General features: G+C 67.1%; 25 protein-coding genes. 4 read left to right on the top strand and 21 right to left on the bottom strand.

The genetic code is table 11. The annotated features are described in order from the left end of the window. Positions 1 to 114 precede the first annotated feature (114 nt). The 5 genes from ABZ293_RS11205 to ABZ293_RS11185 all read right to left on the bottom strand — a co-directional run bounded on the left by ABZ293_RS11205 (position 115) and on the right by ABZ293_RS11185 (position 5,663). Complete coding sequence (locus ABZ293_RS11205; RefSeq protein WP_355179509.1) at positions 115 to 1,677, bottom strand: bifunctional uroporphyrinogen-III C-methyltransferase/uroporphyrinogen-III synthase; 1,563 nt, start codon at positions 1,675 to 1,677, stop codon at positions 115 to 117. Positions 1,678 to 1,750: 73 nt separating this feature from the next. Beyond that, positions 1,751 to 2,812 carry a hydroxymethylbilane synthase gene (hemC, locus tag ABZ293_RS11200; protein ID WP_355179507.1) on the bottom strand — a complete coding sequence of 354 codons (1,062 nt, stop codon included), beginning with the start codon at positions 2,810 to 2,812 and terminating at the stop codon, positions 1,751 to 1,753. After that, positions 2,809 to 4,254, bottom strand: coding sequence for a glutamyl-tRNA reductase (locus ABZ293_RS11195; RefSeq protein WP_355179505.1), 1,446 nt, complete (start codon positions 4,252 to 4,254; stop codon positions 2,809 to 2,811). Before ABZ293_RS11195 ends, hemC begins: the two co-directional genes overlap by 4 nt. A gap of 73 nt (positions 4,255 to 4,327) precedes the next feature. Further along, a complete protein-coding gene (locus tag ABZ293_RS11190; RefSeq protein WP_355179503.1) occupies positions 4,328 to 5,149 on the bottom strand; it encodes a redox-sensing transcriptional repressor Rex in 822 nt (273 codons plus the stop codon). Positions 5,150 to 5,402: 253 nt separating this feature from the next. Continuing rightward, on the bottom strand, positions 5,403 to 5,663 hold the full coding sequence (locus ABZ293_RS11185; RefSeq protein WP_354961370.1) for a glutaredoxin family protein: 261 nt from the start codon (positions 5,661 to 5,663) through the stop codon (positions 5,403 to 5,405). Between the two features lie 129 nt (positions 5,664 to 5,792). Between ABZ293_RS11185 and ABZ293_RS11180 the strand changes: the two genes are divergently transcribed. Continuing rightward, a complete protein-coding gene (locus tag ABZ293_RS11180; protein ID WP_354961381.1) occupies positions 5,793 to 6,803 on the top strand; it encodes an HAD-IB family hydrolase in 1,011 nt (336 codons plus the stop codon). 114 nt (positions 6,804 to 6,917) lie between these two features. On the opposite strand, the gene ABZ293_RS11175 is transcribed toward ABZ293_RS11180, so the two are convergent. The 9 genes from ABZ293_RS11175 to ABZ293_RS11135 all read right to left on the bottom strand — a co-directional run bounded on the left by ABZ293_RS11175 (position 6,918) and on the right by ABZ293_RS11135 (position 15,820). Next, on the bottom strand, positions 6,918 to 7,949 hold the full coding sequence (locus tag ABZ293_RS11175; RefSeq protein WP_355179501.1) for a lysophospholipid acyltransferase family protein: 1,032 nt from the start codon (positions 7,947 to 7,949) through the stop codon (positions 6,918 to 6,920). Then, on the bottom strand, positions 7,946 to 8,977 hold the full coding sequence (locus tag ABZ293_RS11170; RefSeq protein ID WP_355179636.1) for an NAD-dependent epimerase/dehydratase family protein: 1,032 nt from the start codon (positions 8,975 to 8,977) through the stop codon (positions 7,946 to 7,948). The genes ABZ293_RS11175 and ABZ293_RS11170 overlap by 4 nt, the downstream gene beginning before the upstream one ends. A 281-nt stretch (positions 8,978 to 9,258) precedes the next feature. After that, positions 9,259 to 9,360 carry an AURKAIP1/COX24 domain-containing protein gene (locus ABZ293_RS11165; protein WP_003402602.1) on the bottom strand — a complete coding sequence of 34 codons (102 nt, stop codon included), beginning with the start codon at positions 9,358 to 9,360 and terminating at the stop codon, positions 9,259 to 9,261. Positions 9,361 to 9,529: 169 nt separating this feature from the next. Further along, a complete protein-coding gene (locus tag ABZ293_RS11160; protein WP_040696222.1) occupies positions 9,530 to 9,718 on the bottom strand; it encodes a helix-turn-helix domain-containing protein in 189 nt (62 codons plus the stop codon). Positions 9,719 to 10,096: 378 nt separating this feature from the next. Next, the gene (gene proC, locus ABZ293_RS11155; protein WP_355179499.1) at positions 10,097 to 10,936 is read right to left on the bottom strand and encodes a pyrroline-5-carboxylate reductase; all 840 of its coding nucleotides are present in this window, start codon (positions 10,934 to 10,936) and stop codon (positions 10,097 to 10,099) included. Positions 10,937 to 11,007: 71 nt separating this feature from the next. Then, on the bottom strand, positions 11,008 to 11,928 hold the full coding sequence (locus ABZ293_RS11150; RefSeq protein ID WP_355179497.1) for a thioesterase family protein: 921 nt from the start codon (positions 11,926 to 11,928) through the stop codon (positions 11,008 to 11,010). A gap of 145 nt (positions 11,929 to 12,073) precedes the next feature. Further along, positions 12,074 to 12,982, bottom strand: coding sequence for a sugar phosphate isomerase/epimerase (locus ABZ293_RS11145; protein ID WP_355179634.1), 909 nt, complete (start codon positions 12,980 to 12,982; stop codon positions 12,074 to 12,076). A gap of 85 nt (positions 12,983 to 13,067) precedes the next feature. Next, entirely contained in the window at positions 13,068 to 14,792 is a 1,725-nt protein-coding gene (locus tag ABZ293_RS11140) for a hypothetical protein (RefSeq protein ID WP_355179495.1), read from the bottom strand. Continuing rightward, positions 14,789 to 15,820 carry a Ppx/GppA phosphatase family protein gene (locus tag ABZ293_RS11135; RefSeq protein WP_355179493.1) on the bottom strand — a complete coding sequence of 344 codons (1,032 nt, stop codon included), beginning with the start codon at positions 15,818 to 15,820 and terminating at the stop codon, positions 14,789 to 14,791. Before ABZ293_RS11135 ends, ABZ293_RS11140 begins: the two co-directional genes overlap by 4 nt. 162 nt (positions 15,821 to 15,982) lie before the next feature. Here ABZ293_RS11135 and ABZ293_RS11130 point away from each other — a divergent pair, with 162 nt between their 5' ends. Both ABZ293_RS11130 and ABZ293_RS11125 read left to right on the top strand, forming a co-directional pair. Beyond that, entirely contained in the window at positions 15,983 to 16,846 is an 864-nt protein-coding gene (locus ABZ293_RS11130; RefSeq protein ID WP_355179491.1) for a hypothetical protein, read from the top strand. Positions 16,847 to 17,069: 223 nt separating this feature from the next. Next, positions 17,070 to 17,402: a hypothetical protein gene (locus ABZ293_RS11125; RefSeq protein WP_354956909.1), complete on the top strand. Its 333-nt coding sequence runs from the start codon at positions 17,070 to 17,072 to the stop codon at positions 17,400 to 17,402. A 147-nt stretch (positions 17,403 to 17,549) separates the two neighbouring features. On the opposite strand, the gene ABZ293_RS11120 is transcribed toward ABZ293_RS11125, so the two are convergent. From ABZ293_RS11120 to ABZ293_RS11110, 3 genes are all read right to left on the bottom strand, one after another. After that, entirely contained in the window at positions 17,550 to 18,239 is a 690-nt protein-coding gene (locus ABZ293_RS11120; protein ID WP_040696229.1) for a response regulator transcription factor, read from the bottom strand. Beyond that, positions 18,236 to 19,471, bottom strand: coding sequence for an ATP-binding protein (locus ABZ293_RS11115; RefSeq protein WP_354956908.1), 1,236 nt, complete (start codon positions 19,469 to 19,471; stop codon positions 18,236 to 18,238). The genes ABZ293_RS11120 and ABZ293_RS11115 overlap by 4 nt, the downstream gene beginning before the upstream one ends. Positions 19,472 to 19,597: 126 nt before the next feature. Beyond that, positions 19,598 to 19,981, bottom strand: a complete 384-nt coding sequence (locus ABZ293_RS11110; RefSeq protein ID WP_355179489.1) for a helix-turn-helix domain-containing protein — start codon at positions 19,979 to 19,981, stop codon at positions 19,598 to 19,600. A 91-nt stretch (positions 19,982 to 20,072) separates the two neighbouring features. Between ABZ293_RS11110 and ABZ293_RS11105 the strand changes: the two genes are divergently transcribed. Next, entirely contained in the window at positions 20,073 to 20,738 is a 666-nt protein-coding gene (locus ABZ293_RS11105; RefSeq protein WP_355179487.1) for an NAD(P)-binding domain-containing protein, read from the top strand. A 354-nt stretch (positions 20,739 to 21,092) separates the two neighbouring features. Here ABZ293_RS11105 and ABZ293_RS11100 read toward each other — a convergent pair whose 3' ends face one another. From ABZ293_RS11100 to mshA, 4 genes are all read right to left on the bottom strand, one after another. After that, a complete protein-coding gene (locus ABZ293_RS11100) occupies positions 21,093 to 21,839 on the bottom strand; it encodes a phosphoglyceromutase (protein ID WP_355179485.1) in 747 nt (248 codons plus the stop codon). Positions 21,840 to 21,893: 54 nt separating this feature from the next. Further along, positions 21,894 to 22,799 (bottom strand): ROK family protein, encoded by a 906-nt coding sequence (locus tag ABZ293_RS11095; RefSeq protein ID WP_355179483.1) that lies wholly within the window; start codon positions 22,797 to 22,799, stop codon positions 21,894 to 21,896. 91 nt (positions 22,800 to 22,890) lie between these two features. Beyond that, a complete protein-coding gene (locus ABZ293_RS11090) occupies positions 22,891 to 23,391 on the bottom strand; it encodes a YbjN domain-containing protein (RefSeq protein ID WP_355179481.1) in 501 nt (166 codons plus the stop codon). After that, positions 23,388 to 24,815 carry a D-inositol-3-phosphate glycosyltransferase gene (gene mshA / locus ABZ293_RS11085; RefSeq protein WP_355179479.1) on the bottom strand — a complete coding sequence of 476 codons (1,428 nt, stop codon included), beginning with the start codon at positions 24,813 to 24,815 and terminating at the stop codon, positions 23,388 to 23,390. The genes ABZ293_RS11090 and mshA overlap by 4 nt, the downstream gene beginning before the upstream one ends. Positions 24,816 to 24,846: the final 31 nt, after the last annotated feature.

The following is a 24,846-nucleotide window of genomic DNA, read 5'->3' as shown; positions in this document are numbered from 1 at the left end:
CGCTCGACGGTTGCGGCGGCTCCGGTTGCGCGGCGAAGGGCCGACGCTAGCGACTGCTTGCAGGTCGCTCGAAACGGCCTGCCTTCGCCGCGCAACCGGGTAAGGCCGGGAAAGCTACCGACTGCGGCGGCTCTTCTTACGGGGCGGCGGCAGCAGCCCCTCGGCACGCAGGCGTGCCGCATGCTCGGCCAGCGCCTCCACCAGCGGGCCGACCTGGGCGACCTCGGGCTGCACATCCACGCGCAGGCCGAATTCGATGGCCGTCTCGGCGGTCTTCGGGCCGATGCAGGCAACGATGGTGCGCGCGTGCGGCTTACCCGCGATGCCGACCAGGTTGCGGACCGTGGAGGACGAGGTGAACAGGACCGCGTCGAAGCCGCCGGTCTTGATCATCTCGCGGGTCTCGGCGGGCGGCGGCGAGGCGCGCACCGTGCGGTAGGCCGTGACGTCATCGATCTCCCAGCCACGGTCGCGCAGACCCTCGGCGAGGGTTTCGGTGGCAATATCCGCGCGCGGCAACAGCACTCGGTTCACCGGGTCGAAAACGTCATCGTAGGGCGGGAAGTCGGCGAGCAGGCCCTCGGAGGACTGTTCGCCGCTGGGCACCAGCTCCGGATTGATGCCGAACGAGCGCACCTTATCCGCGGTGGCCTCGCCCACGCAGGCGATCTTCACACCGGAGAAGGCCCGTGCGTCCAAACCGAATTCGGCGAACTTCTCCCATACCGCGCGCACCGCATTGGTCGAGGTGAACACCACCCACTGGTAGCGACCGTCGACCAGTCCCTTGACCGCGCGCTCCATCTGGGCCGGACTGCGCGGCGGCTCGACCGCGATGGTCGGCACCTCCATCGGGATGGCGCCATGGGTCACCAGTCGCTCGCTCATCTCGGCGGCCTGATCCTTGGTGCGCGGCACCAGCACGGTCCAGCCGTACAGCGCGCGCGACTCCCACCACGACATCTTCGACCGCTGCGCGACCACCTTGCCGATGGTCACCACCAGCGGGCCGACCAGTTCGGACGCCGCGCTGTTGAGCGTGGCCAGGGTGGCCTCGATGGTGCGCTGCTGGCGGGTGGTGCCACGCACCGTCACCGCGACCGGGGTCTGCGGCGCCATACCGTGTTCGACCAGCGCGCTCGCGGTTTCGGCCAGATGACCCGAGGTTGCCGAGAGCACCAGCGGGCCGGGCGCGGCGGCCAACGCGGCCCAGTCGACCTCGCCACGCACATCGGCCTCGGTGTGCCCGGAGCCGAGCGCGATACCGGCGAAGCTCGGCACCGCCGAGCCATTGGGCAGACCCGGCAGCACCTCGAAGACCATATGCGAACGAGTGACCGCATTGACCTCGGCGATCACCGAATCGGTCGTCAGCGGATCACCCGCGACGACCCGGACCACATCGTGGCCGCTACGCGCCTCGGCGATCAGCGTCTTGGCCACCTCGGCGGGATCGCCGAGCGCGGGCCGCACATCGACCGGACGCTCGCCATCCGCGCCCGGCTCGACCTCGATACCGATCAGCGCAAGCACGCTCTTGTCGACATCGGGATCGGTGAACGCCAGCGTCGCGCGACCGAGCACCTCGCGAGCACGCACTGTCAGCAGTGCCACATCGCCGGGACCCGACCCGACGAACAAGATCCGACCAGGGTGCTTCTTGTGTGCTCGGCTCATGCCAGTACCTCGCTAGCGCTCGGCACCGGCATGCCCGAAGGCGCTGTGCTGATGATTCGCTCGCTGCACTCGCTCATTGGCTGTTCTCCATTGGGCTGGAATTGATGAAGTCAGTGGCGGGCGGGTTCACCGCCGATGTGGGGGAACCGGCAGACTCCGGTTCCGGCGCGCTGAGCAGTTCGCGGGCGCCCAGTTCGAGCAGTTCCCTGGCCAGCTCGCGGCCCAGTTCCGCGGCGCGCTCCGGCGGGCCGACCACGGAGGCACGCAACACATCGGAGCCGTCGACGGCCGCCGCGCAGCCGCGCAGCGAGAGTTCGTCGACGATCTTGCCGTCATCGTCGAGCGATTCGACGACCTCGGCAATGGCGCCGATCGGCGCGGTGCAACCGGCCTCGAGTTCGGCGAGCAGCGACCGCTCGGCAATGACGGCCGCACGGGTGGCGGCGTCGTCGAGTTCGGTAAGCACCTTGATCAATTCCGCGTCATCACTGCGGCATTCGACCGCCAGCGCGCCCTGCGCGGGTGCGGGCAACATCTGCACCGGCTCCAGTGCCTCGGTAACCGCGTCGAGCCGCCCGATGCGGGCAAGCCCGGCTCTGGCAACCACCACCGCGTCCAACTCGCCTTCGCTGACCTTGCGCAGGCGGGTATCCAAGTTGCCGCGCAGCGGCACAATGTCCAAACCGAGTCCGAGGGCCCGCAATTGGGCCGCGCGGCGCGGCGCGGAGGTGCCGACCTTTGCACCGGCGGGCAGCTCACCGAGCACCAGACCATCGCGGGCCACCAGCGCGTCACGCGGATCCTCGCGGTTCGGGATGGCGGCGATGGTGAAGCGCGGATCCTGTGCGGTCGGCAGATCTTTGTACGAGTGCACCGCGATGTCGATATTTCCGGCGGCCAGTTCGTCGCGCAGCGCCGAGGTGAACACGCCGACACCGATCTTCTGCACCGGATCCGAGGACAGATCGCCCGCGGTCTTGATGACCACCAGCTCCGCATCGTGTCCGGCCGCGATCAGGGTGTCGCGAACCGTGCCCGCCTGGGTGAGGGCGAGCAGACTGCCTCTGGTGCCGATCCGCCACGGCACGCGTGTGCTGCCTGCGGTCACGTTTTCCTCTTCCTGCACAGCTGTCATGCCGTCTGCCCCTGTTCGTCGCCGCGGTGTCCGGCGGTGAAGTCGTCGGCAAGCGCGATCTCGCTGTCCCCGGTAAATCGCAGGGCGCCGCGCTCGTCGCCGATCGGACTGATTTCCATCGGTGTCGCAACCGCTTGCGCCGCACCGGGTTTGAGCTCGAACAATTCCCGCAGCGCCTCGGCGTAGGTATCCCCGCCCGGCGTCGAGGCCAGCTGCTTGACCCGCACCGTCGGCGCGTGCAGCAGTTTGTCGACGACGCGGCGCACCGTGCGCGCCACCTCGTCGCGCTCCGGATCGGCCAGCCCCGGCAGCCGGGAGTCGAGTCTGAGCAGTTCCGCCTCGACCACCTCGGCCGCACGCTGACGCAGTGCGGCCACCGTCGGGGTGACCTCCGCCATGCGCTGGCCCGCAAGGTATTTCGCGAGTTCATCGGCGACGATCGAGCGGGCGGCCGCGGTATCGTCGGCGGCCGCACCGGCCGCCGGATCGCGCTGCAACGTCTCGATATCGATGACGGTCACACCCGGCAGACCGGCGACGGCGTGTTCGACATCGCGCGGCAGACCGAGATCGCAGAACACCAACGGCCGCTCCGCCGCAGCGAATTCGCTGCCGCGCTCGCGTTCGGCCAGGGCGCGGTGGCTATCGGCCAGCGTCACCACCGCACCGACCGCGCCGGTACAGGTGATCACGACATCGGCGGAGGCCATCGCCTCGGTCAACCGCGACAGTTCCATCGAATCGGCCTCGACACCGTGGCTGCGCGCGGTGTCCGCCAGCCGCTTGGCCCGCGCGAGGGTGCGGTTCACCACGACAATGCGGCCGATGCCGGCACGCGACAGATGTGCCACCGCGAGTCCGCCCATGGCACCGGCCCCGACCACCACCGCGGTCCGTCCGGCGAGCGGGCCGAGCACCTGCTGTGAGCGATCCAGCGCCACCGAAACCACCGAGGCACCGGCCCGGTCGATACCGGTCTCCGAATGCACCCGCTTGCCAACGCGCAATGCGTGCTGGGCCAGTTCGTGCAGGGTCCGCCCGACCGCCTGCTGGGCATCGGCGGAGGCATAGGCGCCGCGGATCTGGCTGAGCACCTGCTGCTCGCCGATCACCATCGAATCCAGGCCGCTGGCCACCGCGAACAGATGTTCGGCGGCGGCCTCGCTGTAGCGGACGTAGGCGTGCTTGGTCAGATCCGGCAGCGGTAGTCCGGAATGTTTGGTCAATAGTTCGCCGACCTCGGCGAGACCGCCGTGGAAGGCGTCGACAACGGCGTAGACCTCGACGCGGTTGCAGGTCGAGACGATCATCGCCTCGGAGACGTGGCTGGAGGTGAGCATTCGGTCGATCAGCTTCGGCCGGTCCGCGTCGGTGATCGCGACCTTCTCCAGAATCGAGACAGGCGCGCTGCGATGCGAAATCCCGACTAACAGAATGCTCATGACTCCGCCTCGCTGGCGCTCGGCTGCGTCATGCGCATGGCGCGCTGGCACATGATTCGTTCGCTACGCTCACTCATGGTGTAACCACCGATCCCTTGCTGGATGGCTCCGTTGCCGAATGCGAGGTCGTCGAGTGTTTGAGTGCCGGATGTCCGGCAGCAGTGTGCGCGGGCACGCGATGGGCGATGCGGCCGGAGACCGCGTGCGCGATCTCGGGCAGGGCCGGAGCATTGCGCGCGGTCTCGAACGACAGCATCTGCAGCTCGACCGCCAGGTCGACCCGGCGGACCTCCACGGTCTCCGGCGCGGTTAGCTCACACGGGGCAAAGCTCAGGATCGACTGCAGCCCGGAGGCGACCAGCTGGTCGCAGACGTCCTGCGCCGCATCGTCGGGCACGGTGATCACTGCGATGGTCGGCTTCAACGCATCGATGGCCCGAGCCAGATCCGCGACATCGCACACCACCAGACCGGCGACGGATAAGCCGATCACCTCGGGATGGCTGTCGAACATGCCGACCACGGTGAATCCACGCCGCCGGAAGCCGCCGTAGCCCACCAGGGCCCGGCCCAGATTTCCGGCGCCGACCAGCACCACCCGATGTCCCTGCGACAGACCGAGCACATCCTCGATCCTGGTGCGCAACTTGGCGACGTCATAGCCGACACCCCGAACGCCATTGGGGCCGAGGAAGGAAAGGTCCTTGCGCAACTTGGCGGAATTGACACCCGCCGCGACAGCCAGTTCCTCACTCGATACGATGGCAACACCGTCGTCGGCCAACATGGCGAGGACCCGGAGATAGGTGGCCAGTCGCGCCACCGTGGCCTGCGGGATGTCCTTCTGCAGAGCCCTGCCGGAGACGCCGCTTGGCGCCTCATGCTGCTCTGTCACGTCGTCGGCTCCTCGTTCCGGCCTCCGGCGAGGTCCGGTTCATCGTTCGACCTCGTGTGCCCGGGGCGGTCCGGTGCCATGGTCGAAGTATTCGGAATGCTGGGTTCACTACGCGGTGGATCCGCAGCCTCTGCATGCGGGTCGCGTGCCACCACCGTAACCGCTTGTGCAGCCCTTCACAAAGTCGGTGAATTTGGCCTCATTTTCCGCCGCGACCAGCAGCGCGGCGGAATCGGGCCGGATCAGCTATCGCTCAGCGAGTCAAGTCGGCCCGCAATCGGGGCTCGTCGACATCGAAATAGCTGTGCTCACGGCCGTCGAGCAGCACGACAGGAAGCCGGTCGCCGTACTCCGCGCGCAGGCCAGGGTCGGTTCCGGCGATTTCATCGACATCAACGGTCGAGGGTTCGATGTCGAATTCGGCACAGATCGCCCGAAGTTGCTCGAGCGCGGTGACACAGAGCCCGCAGCCCGATCTCGTCAGCAGCGTCACCGAATGTGTGGGATTGGTCATGGCCGATATTAAATCGCCTCGGCACGCCCCGATCGGAGCGTGCCGTACTGCCTTAACTGTCACCGCGGCCAGCTAATGTGGGGGTGGTTCGCGCGACGGGCGGAGGTACTGGTGCCGGAACGATCGAAGGTGGCAAGGGCAGGTTTCATCGCGGGACGATTCGGCGAGTTTCCGGTGCGGTGGAATCAGGGTCGGCTCGGCCAGGGTCTGCAGGACCAACTCGCACGCATCTCTCGCAGCCCCTTCGGCCCGAGCGAGGAAGAGCTGCGGGCCAATCTGGCCGGTGAGGCCAGTGCCGAGGCGGCGCTGTCACTGCACGACGCCGAACTCGCCGAGGCCGATGTCGAGGCGCTCGGGCCCGAGGTACCACGTGACCTGACCGCGGCCGCGTTCTTCGATGTCGACAACACCATGGTGCAGGGTGCGTCGATCGTGCATTTCGCCCGCGGGCTGGCCGCGCGCAAATACTTCAAGACCTCCGATCTGGTGGACGTCGCCTGGAAACAGGTGAAGTTCCGGGTCACCGGCAAGGAGAACAGCACCGATATGGCCGCGGGCCGGGAGAAGGCACTCGCATTCATCGCGGGCCGCCCGACCGCCGAATTGGCCGCCCTCGGCGAGGAGATCTACGACGAGATCATCGCCGACAAGATCTGGCCGGGGACAAGGGCTTTGGCACAGATGCACCTGGACGCGGGGCAGCAGGTATGGCTGGTTACCGCGACGCCGGTCGAGTTGGCGCAGGTGATCGCGAAGCGGCTCGGGCTGACCGGCGCACTCGGCACGGTTGCCGAGAGCGTGGACGGCAAGTTCACCGGACGACTGGTCGGCGACATTCTGCACGGGCTGGGCAAGGCACATGCGGTGCGCACGCTGGCAATCCGAGAAGGCTTGAACCTCAAGCGTTGTACGGCCTACTCCGACAGCCACAACGATGTGCCGATGTTGTCGCTGGTCGGCACCGCGGTGGCGATCAATCCGGATTCGGATCTACGCGAGGTGGCGAAGAATCGCGGCTGGGAGATCCGCGACTTCCGTACCGGACGCAAGGCCGCCAAGATCGGCGTGCCGACGGCGCTGGCGCTCGGTGCCGCCGGTGGCGCGGTAGCCGCGGCGGTCACCCGACGCCGCGAGCACTGATCAGCCCGCACCGTCGCCCCTGCGAACGCCGGAATCCAGTGCGGTCGAGGGGTTTCCGGACTGGGTCCCGGCGTTCGCCGGGACGACGGGTCGGGCGAACGTCCGGGTCGTCCGCTAACCCGTGAACGCGTTGCGACGCTTGGTGAGTAGCTTGTAGAGCGTCTGCTGGATGGTTTCGCGGACCTGGTCGGTGACCTCGAACATGGTCATCGGATCGTCGGCCGCCTCGGCCTCGTAGCCGGTGGTCGGGATCGGCTCGCCGAATTCGATGTACCACTTGGACGGCAGCGGCAGCGCGCCGAGCGGGCCCAAATGCGGGAACAGCGGTGTCACCGGGAAATACGGCAGATTGAGCAGTCGCGCCAGCGGCTTGATATCGGCCAGCTTCGGGTAGATCTCCTCGGAGCCGACGATCGAGCACGGGATGATCGGCGTGCCGGTCCGCACCGCCGCCGCGACGAAGCCACCGCGACCGAAGCGCTGCAGCTTATACCGGTCGGTGAACTGCTTACCGACGCCCTTGAAGCCCTCGGGGAAAACACCGGTCAATTCGCCAGCGCGCAAAAGCCTTTCGGCATCCGGGCGGCAGGCCAGGGTGTGGCCCGCCTTGCGGGCCAGCACGCCGAGCACCGGCATCTCGAAGATGAGGTCGGCAGCCAGCAGGCGCAGTGCGCGTTCCTTCGGATGCCGATCGTGGACCGCCAGTTGCAGCATCAGCCCGTCGAGCGGAACCGTGCCCGCGTGGTTGGCGACGATCAGCGCACCGCCTGCCTCGGGAATGTTCTCGATCCCGTTGACCTGCACCCGGAACCAGTAATCCGAGAGCGGGCGCAGCGTGGGCAGGATGAGCGATTCGAGCAGATGCTCGTCGAAACCGAATTCGTCGACCTGGTAGTCGCCGGTCATGCGGCGACGCGCGAATTCCGCGGTGCTGCGGATCTGCTTGCCGACGGCGCCGCGCAGCATATCCGATAGGGACTGCGGCGCGGGCGGTTCGCTCGCGGCCAGACGTTCGGTGAGCGAGGTCACCACCTGGCTCGGCGTTGCCTCGCCGGTCACCGGCTCCGGCCAGCGCCGGGGCGCGGTTCGCTGACGCGTTTCTATGTTCAGATCGTGGAGTTGGATGACTTTGGCTACGTCATTCATGAATGTGCTCCCGTACCGGCCCCCAACAGGCCGAGCAGTTTATGTTCTGCGGCATCGACCCAGGCGGGATCGATGACGGGCCGCGACGCTGCGCCCCCGATGAAGTCGTCGAATGCCTGCACCGTCGTCCAGCGCGGTACGAACCCGAGCTCGGTGCGCATGCGGGTGGTGTCCAGGCCACAGCCGAAATGGAAATAGTCGAGCTGTTCACTGGTGAAGTCACGCATGATCGGCCCCATGAGCGCGCGACCCGCGGTGCGGAACACCATCCACGGGATCGGCAGCTCGATGCGGCCAGCGCGCCGGATGGCCTGTGATAGCGCCAGCGCGCCGTCACCGGCAATGTTGTAGGTGCCGCCGGGTGCCTGCCGCGCGGCGTGTGCCATCGCGGCGATGGCGTCCTCCTCGTGCAGCAACTGCAGCCTGGCATCGCGGCCGAAGACCGTCGGCGCCACCGGCGAACGCAGATACTGCACACCGCGCCCGGCCAGGCGCGGGCCAACAATGGGCGCCAGACGCAAAATCGCGGTAGCAATATCGGGGCGGCGTCGACCGAGTCCGCGAACGAATCCCTCGATTTCGATCATGTCCCGAGCAAACCAACCGCTCGGTGGCGTTCGCGCCCCCATTTCCTCGGTGAATTTCGCCGGATCCTTGGCGCTGCATCCGTAGACCGCGGAGGTCGAACGCACCACCACCCGACGCACCGAAGGCGATTTCTGACAGACCGCGAGCAGTTGCATGGCGCCGAGGACATTGAGATCCTTCATCACCGCCCGGCCGCCACCGGCCGGAGGATGCGCGACCATCGACGCGTGCACCACGGTATCGACCTCATTGCCGCCGATTACCTTGCGGATCAAGGGATTTCGAATATCGGCGCGAATGAACTCGGCGCGGCCCATGCGCCGTTGCAGGTCACGACCGGGGGTCATGGTGTCGACGGCCAGGATGCGTTCGATGTTCTGATCCTGGGCCAGCCGCGCGACCACGTTGCCGCCGAAGAATCGGCTGGCACCGGTCACCATCACCACCTTGGGTGTATGTCCATCCCGTACCTCAGAACCCACCGCACCGGATCCCAACTGTGACAGCCCCCCATTCCATTGACTGCGCTACCAGCGTAACTGGTCGATTCGCATACGCCGGGATTATTAACCAGGTTCTAACGATGACTTCAGTCACCCGAAACACGAGCAGCTTTCAAAACTCGCTGTTTCAAAAAGAAAAGCCCGCCACCAATCGGTGACGGGCCTCCCAGCTAACGCGCTGACCGTTTCGAGCGACCTGCAAGCAGTCGCTACGCGACTTACTTGCCGAGTTTGCGCCGCTGAACACGCGTGCGGCGAAGCAGCTTGCGGTGCTTCTTCTTCGACATGCGCTTGCGGCGCTTCTTGATCACAGAACCCATAGGGTTGTCCTCGCGTTCTCTCTACTCGGCGCGCACGCCAATCACGTACGCCTGTTTCAGCGTCCGCGCCGCCAGCAGGCACCGGACACCACAAAGCGGTGCCGCCAGGCAGGCGCACACGAACCGAGGGTTCATCCTACCGGGACACCGACAAGCGGATGAAATCGCCTCATCCAGCGTCGAAGTAGGACGTCTCCAGGTAGTCGTGGACCGCTTTGGCATGCACCCGGAACGAGCGACCGACCCGCACGGCGGGCAATTCACCCGAGTGCACCAGCCGATACACGGTCATCTTGGATACCCGCATGAGATTCGCCACCTCGGCGACGGTGAGGAACTGGGTACCACCGCCGAGCACTGATTGCGTCGGAGACGCCGAGCCGCCTTGCGTCCGGGAACCGGCCCGGCCGCCCGATGGTCCTGAGCTACCTGGCGACGTCCCTGAGCTATTTGCAGACATCTTGTTAGACATCATTGCACCACTGACCTCCGGCACGTCCGCGCCGCCGGCTTCCCCACCGGCGGAACAGACACGCACGTGCTCCTTGAAGCTTAGCGGGACCAGTGGGATTACTGCGACGGGTGTGAGAAATCAGGTTTACATGCAGGGAACCGACCGGTCATCGTGAATATGCGCTGAGTTTGATTTCGGTCACCCCGTACTACCCCCTACCGGCAGGCTACCGCCGCCGGGCCGGTTGCGCGCCGCTGTCGGCACTCCCAGGGCCCCGCGTGGTCACACTGCGCTACCGCCTCCCGGCCCATCGCCCGCGCCCTGCTCCGCCGACCTGTGCTTGGCAGCATGCAATGCCTCGAGAAAGGCCGAGCGCACCCCGCCCCGCTCCAATTCCCGCACCGCGGCGGCGGTGGTGCCCGCCGGAGAGGTCACGGCGGCGCGTAGCTCGACGGCAGTCTGCCCGGACTCCTCGAGCAACGCGGCCGAGCCGATCATCGTCTGCACCACGAGCTGGGTGGCGACATCGCGGGCCAGGCCGAGTCCGACACCGGCATCGATCATGGCCTCGACCACCAGGAAGAAGTACGCGGGTCCCGAGCCCGATACCGCGGTCACCGCGTCCATCTGCGCCTCGGTCACGGTGGCCACCTTGCCGACCGCGGCGAGCAGTTCGGTCACCTGGGCCAGCTGTTCGGAGCGGGCGTAGCGGCCCGGTGCGAGCACACTCATGCCCTCGCCGACCAGCATCGGGGTATTCGACATCACCCGCACCACCGGGAATCCGGCGGGCAGTTTGTTCTCCAGGCGCGTCGTCGGCACACCCGCGGCCAGCGACACCAGGATCTGATCCCGGTCGCTGTCGAGTTCGGCCTTCGCCAGCTGGGTAAGGACGGTATCCACATCACCCGGCTTGACCGCGATGACCAGGACATCCGCACCGACGACCGCGTCGGCGATCGAATCGGTCACCCGCACACCGAGCCGGTCGCCGATCAGTTCGGCGCGATCCGGATGCGTCTCCACGACGACCAGATCCCTGGCCGCCCGTCCCGATTCCAGCAACCCGGCGATCAACGCCTCCCCGATGCGACCGCCACCGATCACCGCAACTCTCGTCATAGGACTAGAGGCTAATCGCGCGGCAATATCGCCCCGGCGCTGGGGAACCGGTGCCGGTGCGGAAACCCGTGCTACCGCTGCTGCGGCACCAGCGCGAGCTGGCGACTCTGCGCCACGACCGCACCGGTGGAGTCCAGCACCAGCTGGTCCTCGTCGAACATGCGGCCGCCGACCTCTTGACTGGTCGCGATGATCCGCAGCCAGCCCGGAGCAGGCCGACGGCGCAGGTAGGTGGTCATCTGCACCGTCGGGGCCCAGCCGAAGTGGCCCAGGTTGACCGGAACCGGCGGGCTCATATCGGCGGACATCATCGCGAAGTACATGGCGACATCGAGGTCCTGCTGATCGCCGTCGAAGGGACGCATCCAAAGACGCAGACGCGGTTCACCCTTCTCGCCGTCGAGGAACGGCGCCCAGGAACGGTCGAGGTACAGGTCGGCACCCTGGGCGACATGGACGAGCTTGCCCATCGACGAGCCCTGGTATCCGATCGCATCGGCGGGCGGTTCGACCGGCATATCGCCGTGCTGCGGCGCGAAGACCGGCTCGACGTCATCGAGGTGGCCGAAGGTGAAGGCGGTGCGCACCAGCTTGCGTCCCTGCTGGATCAGGTTCACATCGACCAGGCAGATCTGTCGACCCACCTTGCTGATGTGCACCTCGTATTCCACCTCACCCGGTTCGGGGGCACCGAGGAAATCGGAGCTCGCCGCGATGGGGGCCATTGCCACCAGGGCCGGATCGGCGGCGCGCAGCCAACGGGTGGCCGCAGCGGCGCTGGTCGCAACCATGGTGCCGCCGTGCACCTTCGGGCCGATGGTCCAGATCTTATCGATGAAGCCCAGGTAGCGGCCGGTTTCGGGAGTTGCCGCCAGCAGTTCGGTCAGGGTGACCACCCGGCTGAAAGGTGCATTGCTGGCGACTGCTTGCGGGTCGCTGGAAGCGACACCGCTAGCGGCGGTTCGCTCGAGATCGGCGGTCAGCTCCGGCATCGTCACTCCTATCGTCGGTCGGCCACAAAAGCGGCTCGCGGCGTTCGTACAGCGTAAACGAGGCGGATTGCGGTTCGCATTCCCCTCTGCCGGGAGATCGGAGCAAGATCACACCTCGGTGCTGGATCCGCAGCTCGGTGTCGGATCAAACGCGGTTCGCATGCCTCGGCGCGGGGGCGGGGGCGTTGAGGTGCTGTCTGGCGAAGGCCAGCGTGCGGTCCAGCATGCCAGCGCGGTCCGGTGTGGTGCGGGCGTTCTGGGTGTTGATCTCGGCGATCGCGTGCCCGGCGAAACCGGATCGGATCAAGGTCGCGCACAGCTCGGCGCACGGCTGGGTGCCCTCGCCCGGTACCAAATGTTCGTCGTGCGCCGCGCCACGGCCGTCGGCGAGATGCAGGTGGGCCAGGCCGTGGCCCATCCGCGCAGCCAGCGCCAGCGGGTCGGCGCCCGCGGTCGCGGTATGCGAAAGGTCGAGGGTGTAGTGCCGGAATCCGGTATCGGTCGGATCGTAGGAGGGGCTGAACGCGGTCACCCCGGGTCCGGGCCCGCCGCGGCGCTCCAGCCGCTTCGCCGAACCGGCGCCGCGACCGAAGAGGGTGTCCGCGCGCATGGGAAACATATTCTCCACCGCGACGATGACGTGGCTGTGCTCCTCCAGCTCCGCGACCTGGTCGGCGAAGCCTTGCGCGTAGCGGCGCTGCCAGCGGAACGGCGGATGTACCACCACGGTGCCGGCACCGAGCGCCTCGGCGGTGCGCACGCTGCGCTCGAGTTTGGCCACCGGATCCGAACCCCATACCCGCTGGGAGATCAGCAGGCACGGTGCGTGGATGGCCAGGACCGGTATGTCGTATTTGCGGGAGTAGGCCTGGACCGTGGCGATGCTCTGACTGGCTGGTTCGGCCCAGACCATCAATTCGATTCCGTCGTAACCGATTTCGGCCGCATACCGGAACGCTGCCTCGGTGTTCTGCGGATACACCGAGGCCGTCGAGAGGCCGACGAGGATCTGCTGTCCACCGGGCCCGCCGAGCGGGTGGGGTTCGGTGTGCACGTCATGATCCGGCGCGGGCCCCCGCTCCGCGCTGTCCGCCCTGATGTCGTTCGCCTGCCCGATGTTCCCCACAGCTGCTCCCTGCTCAGTTCGTACTGAGAAGAAAGGCTAGCGGTCCCAACGTGACAAAGATGCCCACGACGACGGCGATCACCGTACTGAGAATGTCATCGGTGCGCCGCAATATTCGCACCAATGCCACCAGTCCGAGGATCACGATCATCGCCAGGCACAGCGCGACCCAGGGAAGCATTTCCCACATCCGCTCGAAGCCCTTGAACAGCAACATTCCGGCGACGGCCGCGCCGGTGCTCTGACCGCCGAGAATCATCCACTGGCGGCGATTGGCGTCGTCCTCCGCCTTCCGTGCTCGGCGTGAGCGGCGCGGGAACGATGCGGCACGCGAATGTTCCGAATCCGAGTCGTCGTCGTAATCGTCGTCGTAATCGGCGTCGTGATCGTCGAGGGCATCGCCCGTCGAGAACGGTTCGTACACATCGGTTCGACCGTCATACCCATCGTCCAGATCGGTAGGTGCCGGACCTGCGTCACGTTTCGATCGGCCACGCCGGCCGCGCCCGTTCGCACGCTCGGCATCGGCGCGCTCGGCCCGTTCGACACCATCGCGCAGCAGGTCGCCCGCCACGGTCTGGCCGGAGACGAGCTGTTGATCCTGACTGGCCAGTGACCACGCAGCGGTGGGGATGCCACCGGATTCGGGCGCGCTGTTGTTGGGTGGCACATGTCTTCGCGCCGACCACGCGGGCAGACCGCCGTCGGCCGGTCCGCGCGAACCGTCGCGTCGTGTGGATCTTCGCTGCTCGGATTCGGGATCGACCCCGCGATTCGCGGCCCGGTCGGGAGCCTGCGATCTCGATGGACCGTCCGGCAGCGGCAGCGGCGCCGACTCGGGCGCGAAGCCATTGGTGGACGGTGACCACGCCGCGGTCGAAGGTCCGACTTCGGCCTCGGCCTCGGCCTCCGCGGCGCGTCGCCGGGCGGCTCGGCCACCGGCTCGCGATCCGTTCTGCTGCGGGGCGGGTGGGGCATCCGCACGGTGGCCGGTGCTGCGGCCGATATCGTGCAGCGGCCGGACCTCGGTGGTCTCCTCGACCGGTTCCGCGTGCCGGTGTCGACGACCGATGCGGCCGGAGCCCGCGGCGGATGCGCCATCCGACAGCGGTGACGCGTACGGGTCCGGTGCCGGGGCATAGAGATCCGACAGCGGTGCCGACAACGGATCCGCGGGAGCCGAGTGCCGCGATGGCGCCACATCCCGGCCCGGCATTTCCCGCCCCGGCATGACCCGGCTGGACCATCCGGGTTCGGGCAATGGATCGGCGTCCGGAGCGGCATAGGCCGAAAGCGGGTCGTATCTGCTGATCGGCCCCGACATCGGCGAGTAGTTGGGCAGTTCGGGCGCGGGCGGTGCATACGGTTCCGGCGCGGCATACGACGACGGTTCCGGCGCGGCATACGAAACCGGTTCGGGCGCAGGCGTTTCGAACCCGGCGGAGCCATAGCCGCCGGACTCGAATCCGGCGGACCGGTAGCCGGAAGCGTCATACCCGGTGGATTCGTACGACGGTGGTTCGTATGCCGGTTCCTCGGCGGCCTCGGGTGCGGCGTGCGCCGAATGGCCGCCACCGCCGCCGGCCGGAATGGCCGGGAGGTCACCGGTCAGCTCGGCTACCGAGATGCCGCGGCCACTGCGCCGCCGCCGACCACCGCCACCGGATGAGGCCGCGCCCTGCGCACCGTTGCGTGCCAGCAGCTCGGCAACCGATAGCTGCTTGGAATCCTCACTCATGACGACACCGTTTCGATCGGGCCCGATATACCGCCGCCGGGCACCGGCTTACCACTGGCGTCCACGACGACACCCGGCAATGCCCTGGCCCTCGGTCCACCGTTCATATCGGTATCCAGTTTGCGCAAGATGAGCCCCTCGCGCAGTGCCCAGGGACAAATCTCGAGGGTATCCAGCGATAGTGCCCGCATACTCGCCTCCGCGACCAATGCGCCAGCCACCAATTGCTGTGACCGATCGGAACTTACGCCTTCCAATTCTGCACGGTCCGCCGCCGTCATTCTCGAGATGAAGGCGATCAGTTGGCGCAGACCTGAGCTGGTGAGTGTACGGCGCACCCGTAGCCCGGCCGAAGAGGGTGCCGCTCCGGTGAGCCGGGCAAGGGACCGAAAGGTTTTCGATGTCCCCACCGCGAGATCCGGTTTACCGGCCTCCAGCAGCTGTTTCGTCGGCGTGACCAGTTCCGCGTCGAGCCAATCGCGCAGCACCGCGACGCGACGCTTACCCGGCGGATCCTCGCGCAGCCATTCCCTCGTCAAGCGTCCGGCGCCGAGTTGCAGCGAGAGTGCGGCATCGGGTTCCTCGTCACCGCCATTGGTCATTTCCAGTGAGCCGCCGCCGATATCGAGATTCAGGATCCGCCCCGCACTCCAGCCGTACCAGCGGCGCACCGCGAGGAACGTCAGCCGCGCCTCGTCGACACCGGAGAGCACCTGCAGCTCGACACCGGTCTCGGCCCGGACCCGGGCCAGGACTTCATCGGAGTTCGTCGCCTCGCGCAGCGCGGAGGTAGCGAACGGCATCAACTCGACGCATCTGGATGTCTCGGCGATGCTGGCGAATTCGGCGACCGTCGCGATCAGGCGTTCGGCGCCCTGGACGGTGATGCGGCCCTGGCCGTCCATGTTCTCTGATAGCCGTAACGTGGCCTTTGTCGAGCTCATGGGCATCGGATGACCACCACGATGGGCGTCCACCACGAGCAGGTGAACGGTATTGCTTCCGACATCGAGAACCCCAAGCCGCACATGAACACGGTACTGGGTGAACCGGCCCTTTAGACCAGGCGACTGAGCTGTTAGCGTCCTGAGTGTGACGGTAGGCGCAGCAGTGAGTGAGCGCAGCGGGCGAACCAGCAAGCACAGCGCGGCGCCGCGCACGACGGAGCCGAGCGCCAGCGAGGCGCAGTCGTGAGCGGCTCCAAGAGACCCCGACCAGCGGGAAAGATCGATCCGGCGCCGGAGGTCGATCTCGACTTTCCCCGGGAATGGATCGAGTTCGTCGATCCAGCAAACGACGAGCATGTGATCGTCGCCGATTTGACGTGGCTGCTGTCGCGCTGGACGTGTGTCTTCGGCACTCCGGCATGCCAGGGAATTCTGAGCGACCGCCCCGATGACGGCTGCTGCTCGCACGGCGCATTCCTCTCCGATAAGGACGATCGCAAGCGCCTGACCAATGCTGTGAAAATGCTCACACCGCAAGACTGGCAGCTGATGGACGAGGCGACCGACGCCGAGGGCAAGATCACCAAGAAGGGCTATCTCGAGCTCGACGAGCTGGAGGACGAGCCCGCACTGCGCACCCGCCGATTCGACGGCGCCTGCATTTTCCTGAACCGGCCCGGCTTTGCGGGCGGCGTCGGCTGCGCACTGCACACCATGGCGCTGCGCAAGGGCATCGAACCGCTCGAGGTGAAGCCGGATGTGTGCTGGCAGCTGCCGATCCGGCGCACCCAGGATTGGGTGGAACGCCCCGACGGGGTGCAGATCCTGAAGACCACCATCACCGAGTACGACCGGCGCGGCTGGGGTCCCGGCGGTGAGGACCTGGATTGGTACTGCTCCGGCTCCCCCGACGCGCATGTCGGGGCCCGTCCGGTGTGGCAGTCCTATGCCCCCGAACTGAAGGAACTGCTCGGCGTACCGGCCTATGAGGAACTGGCCAGGCACTGCAAACGCCGGGAGGGGCTCGGGCTCATCGCGATCCACCCGGCGACCGTGCACGCGAATCGGATGAAACCCGAAGCGAACATCACAGACCAGTCAGCGTGACAGACGCAATCGTCCGCGGCGACAGCTGAATTCGTGCGTACCTGGGTAACTCGTCCGGCACGCCTAGCAGCGATCACGCACCCGGCCGACAGCCCGCAACGTGATCTCGCAGCACCGACGACCGGCAAAAGATTCGGGAGGCGAACGAGCGTGAGGTTTGCATAGCGGGCGATTCACCTACCCGCCATGCGAGCTTTACCCGGATGGGGTTGGATGTGCGGTCATGTTGAAGAAAGCACTCGCCCTGACCACCATCGCGCTCGGTGCCACCGTCGCGCTGACCGGGGCCGCGCACGCGGAACCCAATGGTGACCCGGCCAAATACGCCGATTTCACTGCCGACTTCCTGCCCGCCAACACCCCCGAGGCAATCAACGCCCAGGCGAATGGCAAGAACCTGATCATGAGCCCGTATGGCATCAGCCGCACCATCGCCTGCCGCGGCACCAGCGCAGCCGATGTCTACGACTGCATGCAGGAAGACGATCTCGGCTGGATCACCCTGCGCAAGAACGACCTCCCCGGCCTCGGCCCCACCTGGGTTTACCTGCCCTGATTTTCCCCTGACGTAGCGTGCAGCCGAGGTTGTCGGGGCCTCGGCGGCTGCGCCCGTCATCAATTCGCGGTAATTCGCCGCCGTACGCCATGCGCCACCGCTGCGCGGCGGACGATCCGTACGGCTGGCCCGCCTCGCTGGCGCCGATCAGGCCTCGAGCTTGTAACCGAGGCCGCGCACCGTCACCAAATGCTCCGGCTTGGCCGGATCGCCCTCGATCTTCGAGCGCAGCCGCTTGACGTGGACGTCGAGGGTCTTGGTGTCACCGACATAATCGGCACCCCAGACCCGATCGATCAGCTGGCCGCGGGTCAGCACCCGGCCGGAGTTGCGCAGCAGGTACTCGAGCAGATCGAATTCCTTGAGCGGCAGGGTGACCTGCCTGCCGTTGACATGCACAGTGTGGCGGTCGACATCCATCCGCACCGGTCCGGCCTCGAGCACACCGCTCTCATTGCCGCCGTCCAGTTCATCGCCAGCGCCACGGCGCAGTACCGCCCGGATGCGGGCGATCAGTTCGCGTGCGGAGTACGGCTTGGTGACGTAGTCGTCGGCGCCGAGTTCCAGACCGACCACCTTATCGATCTCGCTGTCACGCGCGGTCACCATGATCACCGGGACACCACTGCGCGTACGCAACTGTTTGCACACATCAGTGCCGCTCATACCGGGCAGCATCAGGTCGAGCAGCACGATATCGGCACCGGAGCGGTCGAATTCGGCGAGCGCGGATGGTCCGTCACCGACCACGGTGACCTCGAAGCCCTCCTTGCGCAGCAGGAACGCAAGCGGATCGGCCAGCGACTCCTCATCTTCGACGATCAGAACACTCGTCATCTGCGTGCCTCCACACCATTTGGTCTACCCGGCCCCGTGGGGCGCGGGTGTATTTCTCTCATGCTCACCACGGCGCCGTCGACCTCTTCCTCGCCGCCGGATTCGTGGTGGGCAGGTATTCGCAGGGTGAACGTCGATCCGGTGCCCAGCTTGCTCCACAGGGTGATTTCACCGTTGTGGTTGGCTGCCACGTGTTTGACGATAGCCAGGCCGAGCCCGGTACCGCCGGTGGCACGCGAGCGTGCCTTATCGGATCGGAAGAAGCGTTCGAACACCCGCTCCTGGTCTTCCTTGGCGATGCCGATACCGCGATCGGTCACCGCCATCGCGACGTGATCGCCGCGCAGTGAGCGGCTCACCGAGACATGGGAGCCGGTCGGCGAGTACGCGATGGCGTTCTCCACCAGGTTGGACAGCGCGGTAACGAGCAGCGTTTCGTCGCCGAGCACTTCGAGTCCGCTGGGGCGATCGGTGCTGACGGTGATGCCAGCGGCCTCGGCGGCGGTGCGGGAGCGGTCGACCGCCTGCATCACCACCGTGTCGACGTCCACCACCTCGAGTTCGGGCAGCTTTTCCGCACCCTGCAGCCGCGATAGCGCGATCAACTCGGTGACCATCTTGCCCAGGCGCCGGGATTCGCCGAGTACCCGCTGACCGAAGTGCCGGACCGCCTCGGGATCCTCCGCCGATTCCAGCATGGCCTCGGCCAGCAGGCTCATCGCGCCGACGGGGGTTTTGAGTTCGTGACTGACATTGGCGACGAAGTCCCGGCGGGTGGCCTCCATCCGCGCCTGCTCGGAATCGTCGTCGGCGAACAGCACGGTGAAGCTGGTTTCTTCGCGCGATAGCTGCCTTGCCACTCCGCGCACGGCGATCCGGCTGCGGCCGGGCATCGGATTTTTGGCGGTGAGATCGAATTCGGCGGACTCGCCGGTGGCGAGCACCTTCTCCACCGCCGCCCAGGCACGCTCGTCGAGCAGCCGGTTGCGAACCAGGCCCAACTCCTCTGCGCGCGGGTTGACCAGCACCACATCGCGGTACTCGTCGACGACGGCGATACCGCTCTCGGACGCGAGCACGATCAGGTCGAGGACCTGGGACATGGTGAGGCCGGAATCTGCCTGCCTGCGGGCGGCCTGCCTGGCGTTCATGAACGGGATAAGTAGCCCGCCGACTGCCAGGCCGACGACAGCCGCGAGGACTGCCAGAAGGACGGCCTGGGGAACACTCACCCTTGAATCGTACGGTCGCCGACCGACAACCCAACTCCGGGTACGTGAAGTTTCGCGCAGGTCATGGGTACTTCGAGCCTTGTTAGCCGATCGTTTACGAGTTGTTACCCCCCGCCTCCGCGAGCATCAGTCGTCTTCGCCCGCCAGTGCCGCACCGACCGCGCGACCATGCTTGTCCACCCATTCGCCCAAGGCATATATCGGGGTCAGCAGCTCGCGTCCGGCTTCGGTGAGTTCGTACTCGACCCGCGGCGGGGCCTCGGCGTAGCGGTGGCGCTCGATGAGGGTCATGGACTCCATCCGGCGCAGGGTCTGGGTCAGCATCTTCTGACTGATGCCGCCGATGGCCGCGCGGAGTTCGCCGGGACGCATCGGGCCATCGCGCAGCATGTAGACGATCACCGTGAGCCAACGGTTGCCGAACAGGTCGACACCGAGTCGGGCCGGGCAGTCGGCCTCGTAATCGCCGTATGGCGCGAATTCCACCGGCTGTGCGGATTCGACCGTCATGACACCAGCCTGCCACCGCCATTGCGCACCTTCGGGTGCCTATCGGAATCCCTAGCGTCGCTTCCGAATACATCCCGAGCTAGGAGTTGGTATGCGAATCGGAATCATCGGAGCCGGAGCGATGGCGAGGGCACTGGGCGGCGGCTGGGCCGCGGCCGGACATGAGGTTGTCATCGGTGCGCGGTCCCGCGTAGCAGCGGACGCGCTAGCGGCATCCATCGGGCACGGGGCACGCGGCGGAAGTATCGGCGCGGCGGCCGAATTCGGGGCGGTCGTATTGCTCGCGCTTCCGGTAAGTGCCCTTGACGAAGTGCTCGGCGAAATCGGCGGCTCACTCGCCGGACGAACGGTGATCGACTGCACCAATGCGTTCCTGCCGGACGCGGCCGCGCCGGAGGGGGTGCTGGCCTTCGTGCTGTCAGAGGACGCGGTCGCCGCACGCATCGCGGCAACGGTTCCGGATGCGCATGTGGTGAAGGCGTTCAATGTCTGCGCGGCCGAGGTGTGGGAATCGAAGCGCCGCGTCTTCGAAAACAGCAGGCTGGCGGTCCCGATCTGCGGCGACAACGCGGACGCGGTGCGACAGGTCGCAGTGCTCGCCGAAGATCTCGAGCTGCAACCGATTTCGGCGGGCGGACTGCATCGCGCCAAGTACCTCGAGGCCACCTCGGTATTCACCGTCGGACTCTGGTTCGCCGGTGCGGATGCCCGCGCGATCTTCCCGCCATTGGCGGCGGCATTCGCGGTGGTCGACTAGGACCGAGTGGCCCAGGTCCGAGCGTGCACAACCGCCCATACCCCGCGGGTTCGAGCATGAATGCGCGAGAAGTGCACGCTCGGGCCGGATTCGGCTTACCAGCCCGGGTTCCCCCGCACCGGGACATTGACGAAATTCGGCGCAGACGCGCGGTCCTACTTCCCAGCGACTCGAGCAAGCCCGAACCCGAGACCACGCTCGCATCAAGGGACCGGCCATCCGCGGCGGCAATTCGATAGCGGTACCCGGCTGCGGCAACTTGTCGGACACCCGACCGCGCGACGGCCGGAAACAGCAACCCGCCGCGACCGATGCCGGTCGCGGCGCGTTGTCGGCCTCAGCCGAAGGAAATACCTACTTGCCGCCCTGGCTGGCGACGGCCGCGGCACCCGCGGCGGCGGCCTCGGGGTCGAGGTATTCGCGCGGGCGAACCGGGCGCAGGTTCTCGTCGAGCTCGTAGCGCAGCGGGATGCCGGTGGGGATGTTCAGGCCCGCGATATCGTCATCGGAGATCCGGTCCAGGTGCTTGACCAGTGCGCGCAGCGAATTGCCGTGTGCCGCAACGAGGACGGTCTTGCCGGAGAGCAGGTCCTTGGAGATGGTCGACTCCCAGTACGGGACCATCCGGTTCACCACGTCGAGCAGGCATTCGGTCTTGGGGACGTCGATGCCCTGGTAGCGCGGGTCGCCCTCCTGGCTGTACTCGTTCGCCGGGTCGATCGGCGGCGGCGGGGTGTCGTAGCTGCGCCGCCACAGCATGAACTGATCGTCGCCGTACTGGTCGCGGACCTGCGTCTTGTTCTTACCCTGCAGATCGCCGTAGTGGCGCTCGTTCAGGCGCCAGTCGCGCACGACCGGGATCCAGTGCCGGTCGGCGGCGTCCAGCGCGATATTCGCGGTGCTGATCGCGCGCCGCAGCACGGAGGTGTAGACGATATCGGGCAGGATGCCGTGTTCGGCCAGCAGTTCCCCGGCGCGCTTCCCCTCGGCCATGCCCTTATCGGTCAGGTGCACGTCCACCCAGCCGGTGAACAGGTTCATGGCATTCCATTCGCTCTCGCCGTGGCGCAGCAGCACGAGGGTGTACGTCATGCCCGCCATTCTGGCATGCGCGCGAACCGCGCTCGCACCCGTTCCCGCCGGTCAACCGACCACTCAGGAGACGGCGTCGGCGGTATCGTGCCCCGCGGCCAGGACGCCGGCGCCAACGAGGGTGGCGCCGTTGGTGATTCGGGACGGCACCACCCGCAGGTCGTGCAGGAAGTCCAATCCGGCGTGCCGGATCAGCGCCGCACGCAGCGGTTCCCAGAGCGGTTCACCCGACTGCGCGAAACCGCCGCCGATCACCACCCGATCGATATCGAGGGTCGACGCGGCGGAGGCGATGGCCGTGCCGAGCGCCGTTCCGGCCCGGTGCAGCGCGGCGAGCGCGATCTCGTCACCGGAGTGCGCGGCCTTGGCGAGTCCGGCGCCGGTTTCGCCGCGCCAGCCCTGCTCACGCGCCCAACGCACCGATGACATGCCGCTGGCGATCGCCTCCACACAGCCGACGCCGCCGCATTCGCACGGCACATCCCAGCCCGGCACCACGATATGACCGACATGCCCGGCATTGCCGGTGCGACCGAGCACCACCCGGCCATCGGCGATGATGCCGCCGCCGATGCCGGAGGAGACCGTCATCGCCAACCCGTTCGGCACCCCGCGCAGCGCACCGACATGATGTTCGGCCAAGGCCAGACAGGCGCCGTCGATGGCGAATCGGACCGCGGCGGAAGGAAAGAGCCGCTGTACCTCGGCGACGATCGGAAAGCCCCACTTCCATTCCGGAATGTTCAGCGGACTGGTCATACCGGTGCGCACATCGACGGGTCCGGCCGAACCGATTCCGATCGCCGAGACCGTCGCATCTCCCGCCACCTCGCGCAACAGCTCGCGGCAGGCCGACCACACCGATTCGCGAGGCACGTCGACGCGTCGCACATCGCGCACCTGCCGACCCGCGTAGACCACGCCGACGGCGAACTTCGTGGCACCGATATCCAGAGCAAGAACCATCATCGTCGTGCGGCCTCCTATATCTCGCGGCCCATTCACACAATGCGCCACAGCGCGATTGTCGCCTACACGGGACGTGTCGGTGCGCGATCGCTCAGGGCTGGTCCGCGGCCTCGACCAAGTGCTCGAAGGCGCGCAGGTTCTTGAGTGATTCGCCGCGCGAGACCCGCCACTTCCATTCCTTCCGAATGGACTCGGCGAAGCCGAGTTCGAGCAGAGTGTTGAAGTCGGCGTCCACGGCCTCGAGGACCTGGCCGAAGACCCGGTCCAGTTCGTCGGGGGTGACGGCGTGGGTGGCCATGCGGCCGACCAGGTAGATATCGCCGACCCGGTCCAGGGTGTAGGCCACACCGTAGAGGCGGCGGTTGCGCCGCAGCAGGAATTTGTAGACGCCCTCGAAGTTCTCATCGGGCTTGCGGCAGACGAACGATTCGATCCGCACGCCGTGCTTGCCGACGGTGAGCATCACGGTGGTCGCGAGCTTGCGCTCGCCGGGCAGGATGACGACGAAGGTGTCCTGGTTCGGGTGGGTGTACTCGATCTCCCGGTCCCGCAGCGTTTCGTCGATCAGCTGCGCGGTCGCGGCCGTACTCATCGGTGCGCTCCCGTCCGGCGCCGCCACAGCGCCCGCGATCTGGCCTGACTGCTCTCGCCGAGGAGAGCAGCACTGCGTTCACCAGCGAGGCTAGCCCGTTCACCGGGCGGTTCGGCCCGCGCGCTATCGAGGACCAGGCTGCGGCGTGCACTGAAACCCGAGCGGATCGCACGGAAGTCGGCCAGCGCCGCAGAGTAACTGGTGAGCAGTCCGTCAGCGGTGTGTTCCCAGGAGAAGTGTGCGGCGTGCTCGACCGCGTGCAGACCCATCCGGTGTAGTCGCCCGGCATCGTCGAGCAGGTGGCCGAGGGCGTCGGCCCAGTCCGGCGTCTGGTGTCCGGGCACCAGCAGACCGGTCTCGCCATTGCGCACCGCGGTGCCGAGTCCGCCGACATCGGCCGCGAGCACGGGGGTACCGCTGGCCTGGGCCTCGATGGCGACCAGCCCGAACGATTCGTTATAGCTGGGCACCGCGACCAGATCGGCGGCCCGGTACACCTGGACGAGCCGGTCCGGCGGCTGCGGCGGCAGGAAGGTGACGTGGTCGGCGATGCCGAGCGCGGCGGCGAGTTCGATCAGCGCATCCGGACGCTCCAGTCCGGTGCCGGACGGGCCGCCGACGATGAGCACCCGCAGCTTGCGCGCCGGATTCCGGTGCAGCAGTTCGGCCGCGGCTCGGACCAGCACATCGGGGGCCTTGAGCGGCTGGATGCGGCCGATGAACGCGACGATCTGCTCGTCGGCGCGCAGGCCCAATTCGGCCCTGGCGACGGCCTTTTCACCCGGACGGTAGCGGGTCAGGTCCGCACCGGGCGGCACCACGTCGATGCGCTCGGGATCGGCACCGTACAGCTCGACGAGCTGACGCGCCTCCTCCGCGGTATTGGCGACCATCCGATCGGCCTCGGCGATCACCTGCTTCTCGCCGATCTCCCTGGTCGCGGGTTCGGGACAGTCCCCTTCGGCCAGCGCCGCATTCTTCACCGCGGCCAACGTGTGCGCGGTGTGCACCAGTGGCACCCGCCAGCGGTCGCGCGCCAGCCAGCCGACCTGACCGGAGAGCCAGTAATGCGAATGGACGAGGTCGTAGTGGCCGGGCAGATGTCTGGCCTCTTGGCGCAGCACCTCGGCGGTGAACGGGCACAGCTGGGTCGGCAGATCGCCCTTATCCAGTCCCTCGAACGGTCCAGCCACCACATTGCGCACCAAGACCCCGGGGGCCGCCTCCTGAACCGGCGGAACACTCGAGGAGGTGGCCCGGGTGAAGATCTCGACCTCGGTGCCGCGTCGGGCCAGCTGAATGGCGGTTTGCAGCACGTAGACGTTCATCCCGCCCGCATCACCGGTCCCCGGTTGAGCAAGTGGTGAGGTGTGCACCGATAGCACGGCAATCCGATTGGGCCGTAGGTCCGGGCGTTGACTCACACTTCCATAGTGCACGGTGCATTGCCGAACT

The sequence above is a fragment of the Nocardia sp. NPDC005998 genome (genome assembly GCF_040614395.1).
Taxonomy (GTDB): Bacteria; Actinomycetota; Actinomycetes; order Mycobacteriales; family Mycobacteriaceae; genus Nocardia.
The sequence above is the reverse complement of the archived record's forward strand: the minus strand, read 5'-3'. Positions and strand labels throughout refer to the sequence as shown.